Source organism: Pseudomonas multiresinivorans (assembly GCF_012971725.1).
Taxonomy (GTDB): domain Bacteria; phylum Pseudomonadota; class Gammaproteobacteria; order Pseudomonadales; family Pseudomonadaceae; genus Pseudomonas; species Pseudomonas multiresinivorans.
Genome location: NZ_CP048833.1, coordinates 4,635,512 through 4,654,459 on the forward strand (window position 1 = coordinate 4,635,512; position 18,948 = coordinate 4,654,459).

The window sequence follows — 18,948 nt, forward strand, 5'->3', positions numbered from 1 at the left end:
GTTACCAGGAGAAAAAATGACCGTTCCCGCTCAGGTCACCATCCACTCCACCGCCGGCCTCGACCGGCAGCAGTACCGTATTCGCATGAGCTACGTCGTGGAAAATGCCGCCAGCCGTGATGCGACAGTGAAATTCGAGCTGGATGGCGAGATCGACGGCCAGCCCTTCAAGGACGGTTTCGAATTGCCCGGCGATATCGCCTTCAACTTCGCCGGCAGCGCCACGCGCATCCTGCGCCGCCATGGCCTGCGGGTCTGCAGCGGGCCGGTGCTGCGCTTTCGCAGGGAGCATGACCGGGTGTTCGACGACCTGCGTCGCCAGTTGAAGGCCGAGCCGGGCACGCCGGTCGACCTGCAACGCATGGGCTCGCTGGCCCCGGCCGAGCCGCGTTGCGCGGTGGCCGAATCCATCGTCCGCGGGCGCGGCTGAGCCGTCAGGCCAGTTCGATGCGATCGTCGTGGATGACGATCAGGCCCTGTTTGAACAGGCCGCCGATGGCCTTCTTGAAGTTGCCCTTGCTGACGCCGAACTGCTGCGCGATCAGTTCCGGCGGGCTCTTGTCGCTGATCGCCAGCTTGCCGCCGGCATCGCGCAGAGCCTGGAGGATCTTCTCGCTCAGGGCATCCGAGAGCCCCGCGCCGGCCGGTTGCAGGCTCAGGCTGATCTTGCCGTCGGCGCGCATTTCCTTGATGTAGCCCTTCTCACGCAGGCCGCCACGCAGGAACTTGAACGCTTCGTTCTTGTGGATCAGCCCCCAGTGCTTGCCTTCGATGATCGCCTTGTAGCCCAGGTCGGTGCGCTCGACGACCAGCAGGTCGACTTCCTGGCCGGCCTTGTAGTTCGCCGGGGTGTTGTCCAGGTAGCGGTCCAGGCGCGCGGTGGCGGTGATGCGGCGGCTGCGCTCGTCGAGATAGACGTAGACCACGCAGTAATCGCCAACCTGCAGCGGGCGTTTCTCTTCCGAGTGCGGCAGCAACAGGTCCTTGGGCAGCCCCCAGTCGAGGAACAGGCCGATGCGATTGACCTCCACCACCTTGAGGCTGGCAAAACCGCCGACCTGCACCTTGGGCTTCTGGGTGGTGGCGATCAGGCGGTCTTCGCTGTCCAGGTAGATGAACACGTTCAGCCAGTCGCCCACCTCGGTGGGTTCGTTCTTGGGCACGTAGCGCTTGGGCAGCAGGATTTCGCCGTGGCTTTCGCCATCCAGGTAGAGACCGAAATCGGTGTGCTTGGCCACCTGCAACGAATTGAACCGACCTATGACTGCCATGACGCTTACCTCGTGAACGGGGCGGGCATTCTACGCGCATTGGCGCAAGGATGCGCCTCAAGCCGCCGAACGCCCGGCTTTTTGTAGGACCGAGGGGGGCGCCCAGCCCTTGCTCGCGAACCCTGCTTTGCGGCAGCTCCGGAGTTAAGCAGTTCGCGAGCAAGCTCGCTCCTACAGGTTCTGCTCGGCCTGGCCGAACTGAAGCTCCGCCAGGCGCGCGTACAGCGGGCTCGTGGTCACCAGTTCGGTATGCCGCCCCAACGCCACCAGGCGACCGTGCTCGATCACCGCTATACGGTCGGCATTGAGTACCGTGGCCAGGCGGTGGGCGATCACCAGCGTGGTGCGATCACGCATCAGCCCCGGCAGCGCCTGCTGGATCAGGTGTTCGCTCTCGGCGTCCAGCGCGCTGGTGGCTTCGTCGAGCAACAGGATAGGCGCGTCCACCAGCAGCGCGCGGGCAATCGCCAGGCGCTGGCGCTGGCCGCCGGAAAGCCCCTGGCCGCTCTCCCCCAGATGAGTCCGATAACCCTCGGGCAGGCGCAGGATGAACTCGTGGGCGTGAGCTGCACGGGCGGCAGCCTCCACTTCGGCATCGCTGGCGCCGGGGCGGCCGTAGCGGATGTTCTCCTCCACCGTGCCAAAGAACAGCGCCGGGTTCTGCGAAACCAGTGCGAAGCTGCGGCGCAGGTCCGCCGGATCGAGCCGGGCGATGGGCTGCCCGTCGATCAGGATGCGCCCCTGCTGCGGGTCGTAGAAGCGCAGCAGCAGGTCGAACAGGGTGGACTTGCCCGCGCCCGACGGCCCCACCAGCGCCAGGGTTTCGCCCGGTTCCACACGCAAGTCGATGCCATCGATGGCCCATTGATCCGGGCGCGACGGATAGGCGAAATGCACGCCCTGCAGATCGATGCTGCCGACAATGCGCTCGGGCAAACGCAGCAGGTCGCTGGACGGTGCATGGATTTCACTGCGCGCCCGCAATAGCTCGGCGATACGTTCGGCCGCGCCGGCGGCGCGCTGCAGCTCCCCTATTACCTCGCTCAGCGTGCCGAAGGCCATGCCGACGATCAGGCTGTAGAACACGAAAGCCGCCAGGTCGCCGGGGCTGATGCGCCCGGCGATCACGTCCATGCCGCCGACCCAGAGCATCACACCGACGGCGCCCAGCACCAGCAGGATCACCACGCTGACCAGCCAGGAGCGCTGCATGATGCGCTTGCGCGCGGTGTCGAAGGCGTCTTCCACCGTGCGCCCGAAGCGCGCGCGGTCCTGCGCCTGGTGGTTGTAGGCCTGTACCGTCTTGATCTGGCCGAGGGATTCGCCGACGTAGCTGCCGACGTCCGCCACACGATCCTGGCTGAGCCGCGACAGACTGCGCACGCGACGGCCGAACAGCAGGATCGGCGCGATCACCAGCGGCAGCGAAGCGACCACGATGCTGGTCAGCTTGGCGTTGGTGAAGAACATCAGGATCACCCCGCCCAGCAGCATCAGCACATTGCGCAGCGCCATGGACAGCGAGGAGCCGATCACCGACTGCAGCAGCGTGGTGTCGGCGGTCAGGCGCGACTGGATTTCCGAAGCGCGGTTGTTCTCGTAGAAGCCGGGGTGCAGTTCGATCAGGTGGTCGAACACGCGCTGGCGGATATCGGCGACGAAGCGTTCGCCAATCCACGACACCAGGTAGAAGCGCACGAAGGTCCCCACCGCCAGGCACAACACCAGGGCGAAGAAGATGCCGATGGCGCGGGTGAGCAACTGTTCGGACTGGGTGATGAAGCCCTGGTCCACCAGCAGGCGGATGCCCTGCCCCAGGGACAGGGTGATGGCCGCGGTGAACAGCAGCGCCAGCAACGCGCCAAGGGCACGCCAGCGGTAGGGTGCGAGGAACGAGCGAGCCAGGCGCAAGGCATTGCGCTGGCGGGACGACAGCAGGGACATGGCAGGCTCTGAAAGGCCGGAGTGCGCAGAGGGTAGCACTGCCGCCACACCGCGCGCGAAGGACGATTCAGGCAGCCGAATGGGGCCGTTCGTTCCATGACCGCCCCGAAAGCTGCTCGTTTGATGTACAATGGGCGGCCAATTTGCGCAGACAGGTATGGCAGATATGACTACCAAGCCCTCCACCCGCCAGAAAGCCGCCCCCAAGGCTCCCGCCGCTACCGCGACCAGCGAAGCTCTGGAAGCCCAGATCGCCGCCTTCCTGAACTCCGGCGGTGAGATCCAGCAGATCGCCAAGGGCGTGACCGGTCAGAACTACGGCGCACCGAGCCGCCATATCAGCCTCGGCAAGAAGTAATACCCCGCCGGCAGGCCTGCCGAACTTCGGCAGGCTGCCCGCCTCCCCCGCTGTTTCCCCTCCCGCTTTTCTCGATCGCCGCGCAATACCGAACTTCCTTTATTGCCTGAACACCTTGCACTCGGGCAGAGTCCGCCGATAGTTAAGGACTGGGCCACGTCGCGCCCGCTGCAAGGAGCACCCCATGCTGCCCTCCCCGGAAAAGCTGCTGTCGCGCAACCTGCTCGATGTGCTGATCCGCGCCGGCCTGATCCTGTTGCTGGCCCTGTTCTGCTTCCGCATCTTCCACCCCTTCCTCGACCTCATGCTCTGGTCGGTGATCCTCGCCATCACCCTCTACCCACTGCATCAGTTGCTCAGTGGCTGGCTGGGCGGACGGACCAACAGCGCGGCGACGCTGATCGTGATCCTCGGCCTGGTGATCCTGCTGGTGCCGGTGGTGGTGATCGGCATGTCGATGGCCGATTCGGTGCGCGACCTGGTACACGCCATCCAGAACCGCACCCTGCAGATTCCGCTGCCGCCCGACTCGGTACAGGCCTGGCCAGTGATCGGGCAGTACGTCTATCCCTTCTGGACACGTGTGGCCACCGACTTCATGGGTGTGGTCCACCAGATGGCCCCGCACCTGCAGGGCGTCGCCAAGACCCTGGCGGGTCAGGCGGCGGGTGCGGGCATGGGCCTGATGCAGTTCCTCGCGGCATTCGTCATCGCCGGCATCATCATGGCCTACGGCGAACTGGGCAGCCGAACCTCCTGCGACATCGCCATCCGTATCTCCGGCCCGGACCGCGGACCGGGGCTGGCCGAGTTGTGCACCGGCACCATCCGAGCGGTAGCCCAGGGTGTGGTCGGCGTGGCCTTCATCCAGACCATGATCCTCGGCCTGGGCTTCGTCGTCATGGGCATCCCCGGCGCCGGCCTGCTGGCCCTGGGCGTCCTGTTGCTGGGCATCACCCAGTTGCCGGTGGTGCTGATCACCATCCCGGCGATCATCTATGTGTTCATGACCAACGATTCGCTGCTGGTCGCCATCCTGTTCACGATCTGGACCATGGCCGGCGGCCTCTCCGACAACGTCCTCAAGCCGCTGATGTTCGGCCGCGGCGGCAAGGTGCCGATGCCGGTGATCCTGATCGGCGCGCTGGGCGGCATGCTCAGCAATGGCATCATCGGCCTGTTCGTCGGCCCGGTGGTACTGGCGCTGGGCTACGAGCTGTTCATGTCGTGGGTCCACGAGCGCGAGGCGCCCGTCGCTCCGCCCATCGAGCCACCAGCCCCCTGACCCCCTCGCCCGCGGCTTACACCACGGGATTTCCCCTGCAATGGAATGCACAAGATGTCGAAACGCTGCTCCCTCACCGCCGCCCTGCTCGCCGCCGGCCTGCTGCTCTCCCCGTTGGCCTTCGCCGACGACACCACGATCGTCTGGCCCGCCGTGGTCAACGCTGCCGACCAGCAGCGCCTGACGACCCTCGATGGCGAGGTCAAGCATCTGCTCGACCAGCTCCAGCAGAGTGAAGACGAGACCACCCGCAACGAAGCGCTGAATCTGTACCGCATCGTGCTGGAAGATCCCGAACCACTGGCCGACACGGCCCTGACCGGGAACTGGAAATGCCGCTCGGTACAGATCGAAACGGAAGCGCTGTACGGCTACCCGAACTTCAAGTGCTCGGTGCGGCAAACGCCCAAGGGCCTGTACCTGGAGAAGACCAGCGGTTCGCAGCGCATCAGCGGCTATCTGCAACGCCTGGACGACAAGCAGCTGGTATTCGTCGGCGGCGCTTCGGTGAACGACGACCCGCAGGTGGGCTACAGCGGCCTGGAGCAGACGGCGGCGCGCGAGAGCGACGTGGTCGGCGTGGTGCGCAACTCGCACGACGGTTTCGTGCTGCTGGTGCCCGAGCAACTGGGTGGCTACAACCTGTTCCGCTTCACTCGCTGAGCCCTGCCACACCAGCAAAGGCCTAGAGCAGCGCCACCATTTCCTTGAGCGTCACCGCCCAGGTACCTTTCGCGTTGAGGTAGCGATAACCGAAGCGCGAGCCATTGGCCTGGGTGGTGAGCACCGCGTTCCAGGCCAGCCCGCGCTGCAGGTCGTGCGCCGGGTCGAGAAGGAAGAAGGCGTCGTCGCTCATCCCCACCGCCAGGCACCAGTGGCGGATATCGCTGTCCTTGCGGCCGTGGAAGCCCAGCACCACCGGGATATTCTCGTCCAGATGGCGCCGGGTCAGCTCGACCATCCGCGTACCGTTGCCACGCTCGACGCGGTATTCCTTGTCACTGATGACCTTGAGCAGCTCCAGCAGGTCAGCGCCGGTGGTGCCAACGCGCACCAGCGTCTCGTGCGCGTTCAACGCCTCCATCAGCCGCCCGTAGCGGGTGCGCGAATCCACCGGCGCCAGGCCCTTGGCCGCGCGCCGGCCGAGCTGGTTGCGCGCCAGCATCGCCATCACCAGGCAGTACGGGCCGCACGCGCCGTCCATGTCGCCCTGGCGCAGGTGCACCTTCTCGCCACGCCTGTTGATCAGGCCGCCGCTGCCGTGTTCGTCCAGGTCCCAGCCCAGGCCGTCAATCAGGGTGATCCGCATCGCGCTTCCTCTTTGATTGCTCTGGAGTTGTGACCGGAAGCCGCGCGGATCATTCCGCCGGCTTGCGGTTACAATGGATGCTTTCCCCTGCCTGGTTACCCGAAATGTCCGAAGCCATCCGCCTGTCCAAGCGCCTCGCCGAGCTGCTGCCCTGTTCGCGCCGCGAAGCCGAGCTGTACATCGAGGGCGGCTGGGTCACGGTGGACGGCCAGCGCGTGGAAGAGCCGCAATTCAAGGTCGACGCCCAGCGCATCGAACTGCTGCCGGGCGCCTCCGCCGACCCGATTCCGCCGGTGACCATCCTGGTGCACAAGCCGGTCGGCCTGGGCAGCGGCAACGGCGCCAACTCCGCCCAGCAACTGCTGACGCCGGACAAGCGCTGGGCCGAGGACAACCTGCAGCAACGCCTGCTGCGCAAGCACTTCGGCCACCAGTTCAACACCACGGTGCTGGAGACCGACGCCAGCGGCCTGCTCGTCTACACCCAGAGCCGCGGCGTGCAGCGCCGGCTGGTGGACGAGGCGGACAACATCGAGCACGAGTACGTGGTCGAGGTCAGCGGGCAGATCGCCGACAATGGCCTGAAGCGCCTGTGCCGTGGCCTGGTCATCGACGGCCGCGAGCTGCCGCCGCTGAAGGTCAGCTGGCAGAGCGAGAACCGCCTGCGCTTCGCCGGCAAGCAGTTCCGCCCCGGGCAGATCGGCGCCATGTGCCGCGCCGTCGGTCTGCATGCCCTGTCGATCCGCCGCCTGCGCCTGGGCGGCGTGGCCATGGGCAAGCTGCCCGCCGGCCAGTGGCGCTTCCTGCAGCCGGGCGAGAAGTTCTGAGCCGGCTTCTGCAAAAGGAGCAAGTACCGCCGTCCTCCGATCGTCCCTGCCTGGGCTCCCTCTCCCCCGCCCTGGCTCCGCGCCCCGCTCCGAAGGGAGAGGGAGCAGATCGTACCGACTGACATCATAGTTTCGTCCTGTTCCGAACGGTCCCCTCTCTCTTCAGGGAGAGGGTTAGGGAGAGGGCCAGCCTCAGAGCAGGACTTTCCCTAAAGGGGCAGACCGCTTTTTTAGAAAAGCGTTGTGGGCGCGCTCCTGCACGAACCACCGCCCCACATCCAGCAAAGAGCCTCTCTGCCACGCGGCTTCCAGCCGTTATCGATAACGTCGATAGTCACCAGTCGACGCATTCAGTTCTCTTGATAGTCCGCGCGCGGCATCTTTGCCCCATCAACTCGCTGGCAGGAGATTCGCCGGCCCCGCAGTCGGGCCGCAGGGGCGAACGAGCTACTCGCGAGACACCCCCAACGGATCGTCAAGAGGACACCACCATGCAAGTCATTCTCGATTTCCTGCTGCTCGTTGGCTCCCTGGTGGAGCTGCTGCTTTACGTCGCCCTGGCCAGCATCGTGCTCGCCGCCGTAGTGCTGCTCAGCGTCATTGCCGTGCTGACCCTGCGCTCGCCGGGCTCGGCCGTGGTCATCCCCGACCGTCGCCCCTCGGTCAGCCGCCAGCCGCGTCCGGCAGTCAGGCATCAGCTGGCCCGGCCGGTACTGGTCGCCGTGGCGAACGAGTCGATCCTGGCGAAGACCGCGTGACGCCGTCCTCGCCAGCGATTCAGCCCGGGTAGCGCCCGAGCGCAGCCCCCAGGTCGCGTTCGAGCTCCCCGTCCCGCTGGCCACCGTTGTCCATCATCCAGCGCACCCGCTCCACCGTTCCGGGTGCAGACATGTCACCGACGAAGCGCTGCGATTCCTCCGCCAGCGCCGCCTGATCCGCCACCGTTACCTGATCCACCACCGCCTTCACATGGGCGATGCCCGCCGCCGGGAAGGCCGCAATGCGTCGTGCCAGAGCCTCGCAGAATCCTTCCAGTTCCGAGTCCGCCAGTGCCCGGTTGATCCAGCCATAGCGCTCTGCGGTATCTGCATCGAAATCCTCGCCGCCCAGGCAGACCTCCAGCGCCCTGCCCCGGCCGAGCATCTGCGCCAGGCGCACCGTACCGCCCGCGCCAGGCAACAAGCCAACCGCGACCTCCGGCTGACCGAGCAGCGCGCGTTCCCGGGAGGCGAAGCGCATATCCAGCGCCAGCAGGAATTCGCTGCCGGCACCGCGAGCACGGCCGCGCAGCTCACCAATGGTCACCTGCGGCAACCGGCTGAAACGGCTGAACAGCGCGCTGAGCGGGCTGGCCATGCCGGCGGGCAGCTTCATCGGCGGCGCGTCCAGCTGGCTGCCGAGGTCGTAGTGGGCAAGGAAGAAGTCCGGGTTGCTGCTGCGGAACAACACCACGCGGATATCGGCATCGCGCTCGAGCTCATCGGCCAGGTGCAGCAGGTCGATGACCATGGCGCGGTCGATCAGGTTGATCGGCGGGTGACGGAAGCTCACCACGGCTACGCCGTTGCGGTCTTCACGGGTGAAAGTGCGGTAGTCGCTCATCGATGGGGCCTCCGTTGCGAAGGCCTGAGGATGCGCCGGGGCGAGCGGCCCGCCCCAGCACTATCGATGCGCGGAATGGCCCATCAGTGGTGGCCGATACCCTGGTCTTCCAGGTGGTCCGCCTCGAACAGGGTTTCCAGTTCCTTGCGTGCCTCGCGGGCCGTCTGAACGACGGCTTTCTCGTCGTCGTAGACGCGGTACTGGGCCATCAGCACCGCCTCGTCGTGACGCTTGAAGCGGCGGATGCGCGCGCCGACCTGCTCCTCGTTCAGGCCCAGGCCGGTGAGCAGCAGTCGGCTCATTTCCAGGCTCGAGTGGAAGGTTTCGCGCACCGGCGTCGCGTCGACGTCCAGCAGGTGATAGACGTGCTGGCGGTTACGCGCCCGGCCGATGACCTTGATGTGCGGGTAGAGCTTGCGCACCAGCCGCGCGGTCTCGATGTTGGTCTGCGGGTCGTCGGTAGCGACGACGAAGAACTCGGCTTTCTCCACCTGGGCGGCACGGAGGATTTCCGGGCGCAGCGGGTCGCCGTAGAAGATCGGGATATTGCCGTAGCTGCGGGTCAGCTCGATGGTGTCCACCGAGGTGTCCAGCGCGACGAAGGGCACGCCCTGGGCGCGCATGATACGGGCGACCACCTGGCCCATCCGGCCCATGCCGGCGATCACCACGCGCGGCGCGTCGTCCGGCAGCTGGCTGTACTCCGGCGGCGGCTCGCGCAGTACCGCGGGCTTGGGTTTGATGCTGCGTGCCAGGGCCAGCACCATCAGCGGCGTCATCGCCATGGACAGGGTGATGCCCAGCACCAGCAGCGAATGCATGTCGGCGTCCATCAGTCCCTGCGCCGCCGCCAGCTTGAACACCACGAAGGCGAATTCGCCACCCGCGCCGAGCAGCACGCCCAGGCGCAGCGCCGATACCTTGTCCAGACCACCGGCCAGACGGCCGATGACGAACAGCAGCGGCAGCTTGATCGCCACCAGCAGCAGGGTCAGGCCGATGACCCGGAACGGCTCGTTCTTGAGCAGGCCGAGGTCGGCACTCATGCCCACGCTGATGAAGAACAGCCCCAGCAACAGGCCCTTGAAGGGTTCGATCTGCGCTTCCAGTTCATGGCGGTACTCGGAATCCGCCAGCAGCAGGCCGGCGAGGAAGGCGCCCAGCCCCATGGATACGCCGGCCTCCTCCATCAACCACGCCGTACCGACCACCACCAGCAAGGCGGTGGCGGTGGACAGGTCCGCCTGACCGGTACGCGCCACCGAGCGGAATACCGGGCGCAGCAGGAAGCGCCCGCCGATCACGACCACGGCAATGCTGCCCACCACCTCGATCACATGGGCGACATCGCCACCGGGAGCCAGGCTGTCGGCGCGCGCGCCCAGCAGCGGGATCATGGCGATCAGCGGGATTGCGGCGATGTCCTGGAACAACAGGATGGCGAACGCCAGGCGTCCATAGGGACTATTGAGCTCCTTGCGCTCCGCGAGGATCTGCAGACCGAAGGCGGTGGACGACAGCGCCAGGCCGCCCCCGATCACCACGGCGGTATTCACCGGCAACTCGAACACCAGCACGGCGAGGCTACCCAGTGCCAGGGCGGTCAGCAGCACCTGCGCCAGGCCCACGCCGAATACCTGCTTGCGCATCACCCAGAGGCGCTTGGGCGACAGCTCCAGGCCGATGATGAAGAGCAGCAGCACCACGCCCAGCTCGGAAAGGCTGGCGACGCTTTCCGGGTTGTCGATCAGGCCCAGCAGGTACGGCCCGATGATCACCCCGGCGAGCAGGTAGCCCAGCACAGCACCGAGCTGCAGGCGCTTGGCCAACGGCACCATGAACACCGCGGCGATCAGGAAGACCACCGTGGATTGCAGGTAATTCGTCCCATGTTCCATGTATCAAGACTCCTTGGAAGGGTTGGGGCGAAGCGAAGATCCACCCACGTCGTTCGTATCACACATCCAGCGCCACGCCCTCGGCCAGCAAGTGCCGCTGGAACTGCCCGGCCAGGGCGTCCACCTGGTCCCAGGGCTGTTCGTACCGCTCATCCAGCGCCACGTGGCTAGTGGCGCGCACGCGGGCGTCGAGCCCACAATTCTCGTAGAAGGCGTTCACCGCATCGACCATCGGCTCGCGCTGGTTTTCCATCAGGATGGCGCCATGGGCCAGTACCACATAGCGCCCGTCGCTCGGCCGGCGACGCCAGCGCTGGGCGGTGCCCACCAGCTTGCGACCACCCAGGTTGACGTTGTAGCGGCCATCGCAGAAGGCGCCCTCCACTTCCCCCAGGCCCGGATCGAGGCCGAGGGCGGCCAGCCAGTCGCAGAGCGGCTGGCACAGGCGCAGGTAGGCGGTTTCGATGCGAGTCTGCTCGTTGTCGCTCGGCGGGATCGCATAGACCAGCGCGACGTTGAGCACCCCGGCAGACTGCGGCACCGGCTCGCCGCCGGTATCACGCAGGGCGATCGGCCAGCCGAGCTCTTCGCAGGCGGCTTCGGCGGCGGCGAAGCCCTCCAGGCGGCTTAGTCGGCGGGGCATCACCAGCGACTGCTCCAGCGGGCTCCAGAACAGCAGACCGCTGTCACGCTCACCGACGAAGGTAGCGTCGAGCAGCGTACGCTCGGCGTCCAGACCTTGCTGCGCCGACAGTCGTTGCACTCTTTTCACGACGGCGTCCTTGGGATTCATGACAGCATCCTTGGGGTTGATGATGCGGCTGCATCGGTTTCGCGACAGCTTCCCTGGCGCGGTCCGGGTTGCGGACTATGCCCGCAGAGGGATTATCCGACAATGTTTCAGACCAATTTGCTGCCGAACCCGGAAGTTTCTCGATAGAAGATTGTGACTGTCAGTCCGTCGCATCGGATGACCTCGGGCGCGATCGGCACCGCAGCCCAACGGCTGCGCGTCTATTCTGTTGCTGGCCGGCACTTACGCAGGAGGCCAGAGCCCGTGTCCAGGACGTTGCTTCAGCGGCTGCACCATGCCATTGCCGTCAACGACGCACTGGCGCTGCCGATCGCCCGGGAAAACCTGCGGCGCCTGTACCTATCCGCCCCGCTGGCCGTGCTGTTCGATCTGATCCACATCATCGTGTTCAGGCTCAACCTGCAAGGGGCAAGCCCGGAACACGACGGCTGGAGGATGGATATCATCCGGGTCCACGCCACGGTCGCCGTGCTGTTTTTCCTGCTCGGCCTGCTGGCCTGGCTCGCCTCGCGGCCACGACGCAGCGTCGCACTCTGGTACATGCAACTGCTGACCATCCTGGGCAGCGCCCTGCTGCTGGGGTTTGGCGTCGCCATCACCGGCGCCGATCAGCAAGTAACCAGCAGCATCACCCCTTTCCTCATGGCCTCAGTGGCCACCGCGCTGATTCTGCTGCTGCGGCCACGACTGGCCATCACGCTCTACATTCTCGCCTTCGCCGCCTTTGAGCTGACGATGGCGCTGACCCAGGCCAACCCGCAACTGCGCCTGTCCAACCAGATGGGCGGGCTGACCATCTGCGGCATCGGCGTGGTGTTGTCTTTCATCCTCTGGCATGGCCATGTGCGCAACCTGCGCCAGCGCGAGTTCCTCCGCCAGCAACGGCTCGAGCTGGAGGAAAAGAACCGCCAGCTGGAATACCTCGCCGGCCACGACCCGCTGACGGGACTGTTCAACCGCCGCCAGTTCGACCAACTGGTGAGCATGGAGCTGTCCCGCGTCGCGCGCCAGCCTGCGCCCATCAGCCTGCTCATGGTGGACCTGGATCATTTCAAGTTCATCAACGACCGCTATGGCCATCCACTGGGCGATGAAGTGATCCGCCATACCGCCACGCTCCTGCGCAACTACACACGCACCGGCGACAGCGTGGCGCGCCTGGGTGGCGAAGAGTTCCTGCTGCTGTTGCCCGACACTACCCAGCCCCAGGCTCGGGTCATCGCCGAAAAGGTGCGCCGCCTGCTGGAGGAAACCCCGTTGCCGATGAAGGACGGCCTGCTCTACCTCACCGCCAGCTTCGGCATCGCCTGCCTGGAAGCGGGCGTTCCCGGCACCTACGAGGGACTTTACGCAGCAGCGGACAAGGCGATGTACAAGGCCAAGGCGAGCGGACGGAATCGGGTGGAAGTGATCGAACTGGGGACGGAGATGGGGACGTTCGATTGATGCATCCTGCAGGCGCTCGCGGATGGCGTAGGAGCGGACTCCGTCCGCGATAGATTCACCACCGCTCCGGCCCACCAGAGAGCGCGGCCAGCCGATCGCGGACGGAGTCCGCTCCTACGCACCCGACGAGACCGCAGATGAAGGCAGTTGTTCGTGCGAGGGAGCGTTACTGCGCGTACTTGCGCGTCAGCCCCGGCGGCACGCCGCTGCTGTCGGTCTCGGTCCAGGGGCCTTGCGGGCCGACACCCCAGTACCAGCCGCTGTCCCAGTGGTAGTAGGTGCGCTGGCGATAGTAGAGGTCCTTCTGGCCCTGGATCACATAGACGCCCAGGCTGGCATCCCAGCGCCCCTTGCCACCGGGCGGCGGGGCGAACTGGGTCGGGCGCTTGGCGGCCGGTGCAGCGCTGGGCTGCGGGGTGATAGGCGAGCTGGATGTCTTGGCCGGCGGGATCGGCTTGCTCGGCTGCGAGGGCGGCGGTATCGGCGAAGACGGTTGCTCCGGCTGTTGTGGCTGCACCACGCAACCACCCAGTACCAGCATGGCGCCCAGCGCCAGCACTCTGCCCTTCATCGCTCAACCCTCTCTTGTTCGTCTTACTTCTGATCCGGGCTGTCGATGGTGACGCTCTGCTCGCCCGCGTTGGCAGTAGACAACGCTTCGCTGCGTCCGATCCATTCGCCGGTGATGGCATTGCCGGCACGGGAGATCCGCGCGACGAGCTGCACCTGCGGGTGCTGCGAGAGCTTGAGCTGCGGCATCATCGCGTCGGCATCGCTGAGGGAAACCTCGCTGGGCAGGTCGGACACCTTCAGGCGCTTCACCGCCAGCGGCATCGGCGGGCCGCTCACCGCGCGGGCGAAGACGAACACGCTGTCGTCCGGCTTGACCTGGCCCTTCACGGCGGCGGTCAGGTCGACCTTCACCTTCAGGGTCACACCGGCGGTTTCCACAGCGGCAGGAGCCTCCGGCGGGGTCTCGCCCTTCTCGACCATGCGCTGGCGGGCGCGCTCGATGCCACCGGCAATGGCGCTGCGGGACGGATCGTCCTGCGGCAGCACGGCAACCAGGCGGCCCCAGTAGTCGATGGCGTCGGCGTACTTCTCGTCCTCGAAGGCGGCGATGCCGAGCAGGCCGAGGGTGGTGACTTCCTGCGGGTCCTTCTTCAGCGCTTCGTCGGCCAGCTCGCGGACCTGCTGGGTCAGCGCCTTGTCACCGGCGAAGTACAGCGCCTGGGCCCACTGGCCGAGCACTTCCGGCTGGCGCCCGGAGAGGCGCGCGGCCTGCTCGAAGGCCTTGGCAGCATCGCCGGCGCGGTTCTGGGTCATGTAGGTGCGGCCGAGGAAGTACCAGCCCTCGGCGGAATCCGGCTGGGCCTGGACCGCGCGCTCCAGGCGAGTGGTCATTTCTTCCATGGAATGCGGAGCGGTGGCGAATTCGCGGGCCAGGGCGACCTTGTCGCTGGCGCCCCAGTGCAGATACAGCCCCAGGGCGAGGAATGGCAGGACCAGTGCGACGACCATCGGCGCCGCACGGCCCAGGCGCGAGCGACGGTCCTCGCTGGCACCTTCGGTATCGGAGAGCAGCTCGCGGGCCGCTTCGGCGCGGCCGGCTTCGAGCTGGGTGTCGTCGAGGGTCCCGGCGTCACGCTGGGCAGTCAGCTCTGCCAGGCGTTCCTGGTACAGGGCGACGTTGAGGGCGGTGCGGTCTTCCTCGGCCTGGGCCTTGCGGCCACGCAGCAGAGGGACGAGGAGAAATGCCAGGGCTACCAGCAACAGCAGGCCGGCGGCGAGCCAGAAATCGATCATTTGTCTTGGTTATCCAGCAATTGGTCGAGACGCGCCTGCTCCTCGGCGGACAGCGTGGTGGAAGTGGCAGCGGCCGGGCGACGGCGGCGCACGACGATGGCGCCGATGACGATCACGCCCAGGCCCAGCAGTGCGGCGGGGCCGAACCAGAGCAGCCAGGTGCGCTCGCTGACTTCGGGCTTGTAGCGCACGAACTCGCCGTAGCGGTCGACCATGTAGTCGACGATCTGCTGGTTGCTCTTGCCAGCCGCCATCTGTGTGTAGATCTGCTTGCGCAGGTCGGCGGCGATCGGCGCGTTGGAGTCGGCGATGTCCTGGTTCTGGCACTTGGGGCAGCGCAGCTCGGTGGTCAGGTCACGGAAGCGTGCGCGCTCGGCGTCATTGGCGAATTCGTAGGTATCGATGGCGGCGTGGGCGATGCCGGTAAGGGCCAGGCCCAAGGCTGCAACAGCGAGAAGGCGCTTCATTTGCCCTCCGCTTCGTCGACCAGGCCCTGATAGATCGGCGCCAGCTGTTCACGCCAGACCTTCTCGTCGACGGCGCCTACCAGCTTGTGGCGGATGATGCCGTCCTTGTCGATGATATAGGTCTCGGGCGCGCCATAGACGCCCAGGTCAAGGCCCAGGGTGCCCTGTGCGTCGGCGATGTTCAGCAGGTAGGGGTTGTGCAGCTCCTTGAGCCACTTCTGCGCGGCGGCGCCGTCATCCTTGTAGTTGATGCCGTAGATCACCACGCCCTTGGCGGCAAGGTCGGTCAGCACCGGATGCTCGAAGCGGCAGGTCGGGCACCAGGTGCCCCAGACGTTGACCAGCGCCGGCTTGCCCTTGATATCGGCCTCGGTGTAGGTCTTGCCCGGCTCGGTGACGCTGGGCAGGGAGAACGCCGGGAACGGCTTGCCGATCAGCGCCGAGGGCAACTCGCTGGGGTCCAGCCACAGGCCACGGAAGAGGAATACCGCGACGACCAGGAAGATCGCCAGGGGCAACAGCAGAATCGCACGCTTCACACTCAAGCTCCCTGTCCGGCGAGGCCCAGGGCCTCGCGTACACGCGTTTTCACTTTCAGCCGGTAGCGACGGTCGAGCGCCGCCAGCACGCCCCCCAGGGCCATCAGCAGGCCGCCGAGCCAGATGAAGCGCACGAAGGGCTTGATGTGCACGCGCACCGCCCAGGCACCGTCGTCCAGCGGCTCGCCCAGGGCGACGTAGAGGTCGCGGGTCAGGCTGCCGTGGATCCCGGCCTCGGTCATCATCGAGTTCTGCACGCTGTACAGACGCTTCTCCGGGTGCAGCACGGCCACTTCCGAGCCCTTGCGGGTGACGCGGATGGTGCCCTTGTCGGAGGTGAAGTTCGGCCCTTCGAAGTGATGGGTGCCTTCGAAGCGGAACTGGTAACCCGCCAGCTCGACCGACTCGCCCGGCGCCATGCGCAGGTCGCGCTGGGCGCTGAACTGGCTGGTGAGCACCACGCCGATGGCGCAGATGGCGATACCGAAGTGCGCCAGCTGCATGCCCCAGTAGCTGCGGTTCAGGCCCGCGGCACCGGCGATCACGCCCTTGTGGCGGACCTTGTCGAAGAAGTCACGCACGCCGGCCAGCACCACCCAGGCCGCCAGCATGAACACGGTCAGCACTTCCCAGTGCAGCTCGCCATACAGGAAGCTGCCGAGGCCGCCCAGCACCACGGTGCCGATCAGCACCGGGGTGAGCATGTTGCGCAGCCAGCGGGTCGGAGTGTCCTTCCAGCGCACCAGCACACCGACCGCCAGGGCCAGCATGAGGATGGCGATCAGCGGCACGAACAGCGCGTTGAAGTACGGCGGGCCGACCGACAGCTTGGCGCCGCTGATGGCGTCGAGTACCAGCGGGTAGAGGGTGCCCAGCAGGATCATCGAGGCGGTGACCACCAGGATCAGATTGTTCAGCAGCAGCAGGGTCTCGCGGGACCACAGGGCGAAGCCGACCTGGCTCTTGACCACCGGCGCGCGCAGGGCGAACAGCGTCAGCGAGCCACCGACCACCACCAGCAGGAAGGCCAGGATGAATACGCCACGCTCAGGGTCCGAGGCGAAGGCGTGTACCGAGGTCAGCACGCCGGAGCGAACCAGGAAGGTGCCCAGCAGGCTCAGCGAGAAGGCGGCGATGGCCAGCAGCACGGTCCAGCTCTTGAACACGCCGCGCTTCTCGGTCACCGCCAGCGAGTGGATCAGTGCGGTGCCCACCAGCCACGGCATGAACGAGGCGTTTTCCACCGGGTCCCAGAACCACCAGCCGCCCCAGCCCAGTTCGTAGTAGGCCCACCAGGAGCCCAGCACGATACCAACGCCGAGGAAGGTCCAGGCCACCAGCGTCCAGGGCCGCGACCAGCGCGCCCAGGCGGCGTCGAGGCGGCCGCCGAGCAGCGCGGCGATGGCGAAGGCGAAGGCCACCGAGAAGCCCACGTAGCCCATGTAGAGCATCGGCGGGTGGAAGATCAGGCCGGGGTCCTGCAGCAACGGGTTGAGGTCGTTGCCGTCGGCCGGCACTTGCGGCAGCAGGCGGCTGAAGGGGTTGGAGGTGATGATCAGGAACAGCAGGAAGCCAGTGCTGATCATGCCCATCACGGCCAGCACGCGGGCCAGCATCACTTCCGGCAACTGGCGGGAGAACACCGACACGGCGAAGGTCCAGCCGCCGAGGATCAGTGCCCAGAGCAGCAGCGAACCTTCGTGGGCGCCCCACACGGCGCTGAACTTGTAGAACCACGGCAGCGCGCTGTTGGAGTTGCTGGCGACGTAGGCCACCGAGAAATCATCGTGGAGGAAGGCCCAGGTCAGGCAGCCGAAGGAGAACAGCAGGAAGGCGAACTGTCCCCAGGCTGCCGGGCGCGCCAGGCTCATCCACTGGCGATCGCCGCGCCAGGCGCCGACCAGCGGGAAGAACGACATCACCAGCGCCATGCACAGCGCGAGGATCAGCGAGAGGTGGCCGAGTTCGGGAACCATGTCAGTTGCTCCCCTGTTGCGGCGCTGCGTTGCCGCTCTGGCTGGCTTCGTAATGCTCCAGCTTGCCGCTGTCCTTGAGCGCCTTGGTGACTTCCGGCGGCATGTATTTCTCGTCGTGCTTGGCCAGCACTTCATCGGCGGTCAGCACGCCAGCCTCGTTGATCTTGCCCAAGGCGACGATGCCCTGCCCTTCGCGGAACAGGTCCGGGAGGATGCCGCGGTACTTCACCGTCACCTCCTTGGCGAAGTCGGTGACCACGAACTCCACGTCCAGCGAATCCGCCGAGCGCTTGAGCGACCCCTTCTCCACCATGCCACCGGCGCGGATACGCGTGTCGTGCGGGGCTTCGCCGTTGGCGATCTGGGTCGGGGTGTAGAACAGGTTGATGTTTTCCTGCAGGGCCGACAGCGCCAGGCTGACGGCGACGCCAACGCCGGCGACGATGGCGAGGACGATGTACAGACGCTTCTTGCGGACCGGATTCACTTGCTGGCCTCCCGGCGCAGACGACGCGCCTCTTCTTGCAGGTAACGCCGGCGCGCCACGATCGGCGAGACGACGTTGATCGCCAGGACCACCAGGCAGATCGCGTAGGCGGACCACACGTAAGGGCCATGGTGTCCCATGGCGACGAAATCGGAGAAAGACTGGAAACTCATAGCGCGCGCTCCACCTCGGCCTTGACCCAGCTCGTGCGCGCTTCGCGCTTGAGCACTTCCAGGCGCATGCGCATCAGCAGCACCACGGTGAAGAAGCAGTAGAAGCCGGCGACCATCATCAGCAGCGGAATCCACATCTCCGGCGGCATCGGCGGCTTTTCGGTCAGGGTGAAGGTGGCCGGCTGGTGCAGGGTGTTCCACCAGTCCACCGAGTACTTGATGATCGGGATGTTCACCACGCCGACGATGGCCAGCACGGCGCAGGCCTTGGCGGCGCTGTCACGGTTGGTGATGGCCTGGCCCAGGGCGATGATGCCGAAATACAGGAACAGCAGGATCAGCATCGAGGTCAGGCGCGCGTCCCAGACCCACCAGGCGCCCCAGGTTGGCTTGCCCCAGATAGCCCCGGTGACCAGCGCGACGAAGGTCATCCAGGCGCCGATGGGCGCGGCGCACTGCACGGCGACATCGGCGATCTTCATCTTCCAGATCAGGCCGATGGCGCCGGCCACGGCGAGCATGACGTAGCAGGACTGGGCGAGGAACGCTGCCGGCACGTGGATATAGATGATCCGGAAGCTGTTGCCCTGCTGGTAGTCCGGCGGCGCGAAGGCCAGGCCCCAGACGGTGCCGGCGACCATCAGCAGGATCGCGGCGACGGCGAACCACGGCAGCCAGCGTCCGCTGATCTCGTAGAACCACTTGGGCGAGCCAAGTTTGTGAAACCAAGTCCAGTTCATCATCAG

21 protein-coding genes are annotated in these 18,948 nt (G+C 66.3%); 7 read left to right on the forward strand and 14 right to left on the reverse strand.

Translation table 11 applies throughout. The features are described from left to right. Positions 1–16: 16 nt before the first annotated feature. Positions 17–430, forward strand: coding sequence for a DUF5064 family protein (locus G4G71_RS21030; RefSeq protein WP_169939877.1), 414 nt, complete (start codon positions 17–19; stop codon positions 428–430). A gap of 4 nt (positions 431–434) precedes the next feature. On the opposite strand, the gene G4G71_RS21035 is transcribed toward G4G71_RS21030, so the two are convergent. Together G4G71_RS21035 and G4G71_RS21040 are read right to left on the reverse strand one after the other, a co-directional pair. After that, a complete protein-coding gene (locus G4G71_RS21035) occupies positions 435–1,271 on the reverse strand; it encodes a CvfB family protein (RefSeq protein WP_024765959.1) in 837 nt (278 codons plus the stop codon). Between the two features lie 171 nt (positions 1,272–1,442). Next, a complete protein-coding gene (locus G4G71_RS21040) occupies positions 1,443–3,215 on the reverse strand; it encodes an ABC transporter transmembrane domain-containing protein (RefSeq protein WP_169939879.1) in 1,773 nt (590 codons plus the stop codon). Between the two features lie 157 nt (positions 3,216–3,372). On the opposite strand from G4G71_RS21040, the gene G4G71_RS21045 reads away from it, so the two are divergent. From G4G71_RS21045 to G4G71_RS21055, 3 genes are all read left to right on the forward strand, one after another. Then, complete coding sequence (locus G4G71_RS21045) at positions 3,373–3,573, forward strand: hypothetical protein (RefSeq protein ID WP_024765957.1); 201 nt, start codon at positions 3,373–3,375, stop codon at positions 3,571–3,573. A 184-nt stretch (positions 3,574–3,757) separates the two neighbouring features. After that, on the forward strand, positions 3,758–4,858 hold the full coding sequence (locus G4G71_RS21050) for an AI-2E family transporter (protein ID WP_169939881.1): 1,101 nt from the start codon (positions 3,758–3,760) through the stop codon (positions 4,856–4,858). Between the two features lie 54 nt (positions 4,859–4,912). After that, complete coding sequence (locus tag G4G71_RS21055) at positions 4,913–5,521, forward strand: DUF4893 domain-containing protein (protein WP_169939883.1); 609 nt, start codon at positions 4,913–4,915, stop codon at positions 5,519–5,521. 22 nt (positions 5,522–5,543) lie between these two features. Here G4G71_RS21055 and G4G71_RS21060 read toward each other — a convergent pair whose 3' ends face one another. Next, a complete protein-coding gene (locus tag G4G71_RS21060; RefSeq protein ID WP_169939885.1) occupies positions 5,544–6,167 on the reverse strand; it encodes a hypothetical protein in 624 nt (207 codons plus the stop codon). 104 nt (positions 6,168–6,271) lie between these two features. On the opposite strand from G4G71_RS21060, the gene G4G71_RS21065 reads away from it, so the two are divergent. Together G4G71_RS21065 and G4G71_RS21070 are read left to right on the forward strand one after the other, a co-directional pair. Next, positions 6,272–6,994, forward strand: coding sequence for an RNA pseudouridine synthase (locus G4G71_RS21065; RefSeq protein ID WP_054907310.1), 723 nt, complete (start codon positions 6,272–6,274; stop codon positions 6,992–6,994). Positions 6,995–7,485: 491 nt separating this feature from the next. Next, a complete protein-coding gene (locus G4G71_RS21070) occupies positions 7,486–7,752 on the forward strand; it encodes a hypothetical protein (protein WP_169939887.1) in 267 nt (88 codons plus the stop codon). A 19-nt stretch (positions 7,753–7,771) separates the two neighbouring features. On the opposite strand, the gene G4G71_RS21075 is transcribed toward G4G71_RS21070, so the two are convergent. From G4G71_RS21075 to G4G71_RS21085, 3 genes are all read right to left on the reverse strand, one after another. Beyond that, on the reverse strand, positions 7,772–8,596 hold the full coding sequence (locus tag G4G71_RS21075; RefSeq protein ID WP_169939889.1) for an enoyl-CoA hydratase/isomerase family protein: 825 nt from the start codon (positions 8,594–8,596) through the stop codon (positions 7,772–7,774). Positions 8,597–8,679: 83 nt separating this feature from the next. Next, positions 8,680–10,494, reverse strand: a complete 1,815-nt coding sequence (locus tag G4G71_RS21080) for a monovalent cation:proton antiporter-2 (CPA2) family protein (RefSeq protein ID WP_169939891.1) — start codon at positions 10,492–10,494, stop codon at positions 8,680–8,682. 58 nt (positions 10,495–10,552) lie between these two features. Further along, on the reverse strand, positions 10,553–11,287 hold the full coding sequence (locus G4G71_RS21085) for a lipoate--protein ligase family protein (protein ID WP_240964823.1): 735 nt from the start codon (positions 11,285–11,287) through the stop codon (positions 10,553–10,555). A 264-nt stretch (positions 11,288–11,551) separates the two neighbouring features. Between G4G71_RS21085 and G4G71_RS21090 the strand changes: the two genes are divergently transcribed. Next, a complete protein-coding gene (locus tag G4G71_RS21090) occupies positions 11,552–12,754 on the forward strand; it encodes a GGDEF domain-containing protein (protein ID WP_169939895.1) in 1,203 nt (400 codons plus the stop codon). Between the two features lie 166 nt (positions 12,755–12,920). Here G4G71_RS21090 and G4G71_RS21095 read toward each other — a convergent pair whose 3' ends face one another. From G4G71_RS21095 to G4G71_RS21130, 8 genes are read right to left on the reverse strand one after another with little or no spacing between them, the layout of a single operon-like run. Further along, positions 12,921–13,325 carry a hypothetical protein gene (locus G4G71_RS21095; protein ID WP_169939897.1) on the reverse strand — a complete coding sequence of 135 codons (405 nt, stop codon included), beginning with the start codon at positions 13,323–13,325 and terminating at the stop codon, positions 12,921–12,923. Positions 13,326–13,348: 23 nt separating this feature from the next. Beyond that, complete coding sequence (ccmI, locus tag G4G71_RS21100) at positions 13,349–14,560, reverse strand: c-type cytochrome biogenesis protein CcmI (protein WP_169939899.1); 1,212 nt, start codon at positions 14,558–14,560, stop codon at positions 13,349–13,351. Beyond that, positions 14,557–15,027, reverse strand: coding sequence for a cytochrome c-type biogenesis protein (locus tag G4G71_RS21105; protein WP_169939901.1), 471 nt, complete (start codon positions 15,025–15,027; stop codon positions 14,557–14,559). Before G4G71_RS21105 ends, ccmI begins: the two co-directional genes overlap by 4 nt. After that, complete coding sequence (gene dsbE, locus G4G71_RS21110) at positions 15,024–15,566, reverse strand: thiol:disulfide interchange protein DsbE (protein WP_017520316.1); 543 nt, start codon at positions 15,564–15,566, stop codon at positions 15,024–15,026. The genes G4G71_RS21105 and dsbE overlap by 4 nt, the downstream gene beginning before the upstream one ends. 2 nt (positions 15,567–15,568) lie before the next feature. Next, a complete protein-coding gene (locus G4G71_RS21115; protein WP_169939903.1) occupies positions 15,569–17,542 on the reverse strand; it encodes a heme lyase CcmF/NrfE family subunit in 1,974 nt (657 codons plus the stop codon). A gap of 1 nt (position 17,543) precedes the next feature. Next, positions 17,544–18,029 carry a cytochrome c maturation protein CcmE gene (ccmE, locus tag G4G71_RS21120; protein WP_045212029.1) on the reverse strand — a complete coding sequence of 162 codons (486 nt, stop codon included), beginning with the start codon at positions 18,027–18,029 and terminating at the stop codon, positions 17,544–17,546. After that, complete coding sequence (gene ccmD, locus G4G71_RS21125; protein ID WP_169939905.1) at positions 18,026–18,202, reverse strand: heme exporter protein CcmD; 177 nt, start codon at positions 18,200–18,202, stop codon at positions 18,026–18,028. The genes ccmE and ccmD overlap by 4 nt, the downstream gene beginning before the upstream one ends. Beyond that, entirely contained in the window at positions 18,199–18,945 is a 747-nt protein-coding gene (locus G4G71_RS21130; RefSeq protein WP_169939907.1) for a heme ABC transporter permease, read from the reverse strand. Before G4G71_RS21130 ends, ccmD begins: the two co-directional genes overlap by 4 nt. Between the last annotated feature and the right edge of the window lie 3 nt (positions 18,946–18,948).

Excerpts from the sequence above, each read along its gene's own strand:
- G4G71_RS21030 (WP_169939877.1), top strand. The coding sequence starts at position 17 with ATGACCGTTCCCGCTCAGGTCACCATCCACTCCACCGCCGGCCTCGAC.
- G4G71_RS21035 (WP_024765959.1), bottom strand. The coding sequence starts at position 1,271 with ATGGCAGTCATAGGTCGGTTCAATTCGTTGCAGGTGGCCAAGCACACC.
- G4G71_RS21040 (WP_169939879.1), bottom strand. The coding sequence starts at position 3,215 with ATGTCCCTGCTGTCGTCCCGCCAGCGCAATGCCTTGCGCCTGGCTCGC.
- G4G71_RS21045 (WP_024765957.1), top strand. The coding sequence starts at position 3,373 with ATGGCAGATATGACTACCAAGCCCTCCACCCGCCAGAAAGCCGCCCCC.
- G4G71_RS21050 (WP_169939881.1), top strand. The coding sequence starts at position 3,758 with ATGCTGCCCTCCCCGGAAAAGCTGCTGTCGCGCAACCTGCTCGATGTG.
- G4G71_RS21055 (WP_169939883.1), top strand. The coding sequence starts at position 4,913 with ATGTCGAAACGCTGCTCCCTCACCGCCGCCCTGCTCGCCGCCGGCCTG.
- G4G71_RS21060 (WP_169939885.1), bottom strand. The coding sequence starts at position 6,167 with ATGCGGATCACCCTGATTGACGGCCTGGGCTGGGACCTGGACGAACAC.
- G4G71_RS21065 (WP_054907310.1), top strand. The coding sequence starts at position 6,272 with ATGTCCGAAGCCATCCGCCTGTCCAAGCGCCTCGCCGAGCTGCTGCCC.
- G4G71_RS21070 (WP_169939887.1), top strand. The coding sequence starts at position 7,486 with ATGCAAGTCATTCTCGATTTCCTGCTGCTCGTTGGCTCCCTGGTGGAG.
- G4G71_RS21075 (WP_169939889.1), bottom strand. The coding sequence starts at position 8,596 with ATGAGCGACTACCGCACTTTCACCCGTGAAGACCGCAACGGCGTAGCC.
- G4G71_RS21080 (WP_169939891.1), bottom strand. The coding sequence starts at position 10,494 with ATGGAACATGGGACGAATTACCTGCAATCCACGGTGGTCTTCCTGATC.
- G4G71_RS21085 (WP_240964823.1), bottom strand. The coding sequence starts at position 11,287 with ATGAATCCCAAGGACGCCGTCGTGAAAAGAGTGCAACGACTGTCGGCG.
- G4G71_RS21095 (WP_169939897.1), bottom strand. The coding sequence starts at position 13,325 with ATGAAGGGCAGAGTGCTGGCGCTGGGCGCCATGCTGGTACTGGGTGGT.
- ccmI (WP_169939899.1), bottom strand. The coding sequence starts at position 14,560 with ATGATCGATTTCTGGCTCGCCGCCGGCCTGCTGTTGCTGGTAGCCCTG.
- G4G71_RS21105 (WP_169939901.1), bottom strand. The coding sequence starts at position 15,027 with ATGAAGCGCCTTCTCGCTGTTGCAGCCTTGGGCCTGGCCCTTACCGGC.
- G4G71_RS21115 (WP_169939903.1), bottom strand. The coding sequence starts at position 17,542 with ATGGTTCCCGAACTCGGCCACCTCTCGCTGATCCTCGCGCTGTGCATG.
- ccmD (WP_169939905.1), bottom strand. The coding sequence starts at position 18,202 with ATGAGTTTCCAGTCTTTCTCCGATTTCGTCGCCATGGGACACCATGGC.
- G4G71_RS21130 (WP_169939907.1), bottom strand. The coding sequence starts at position 18,945 with ATGATGAACTGGACTTGGTTTCACAAACTTGGCTCGCCCAAGTGGTTC.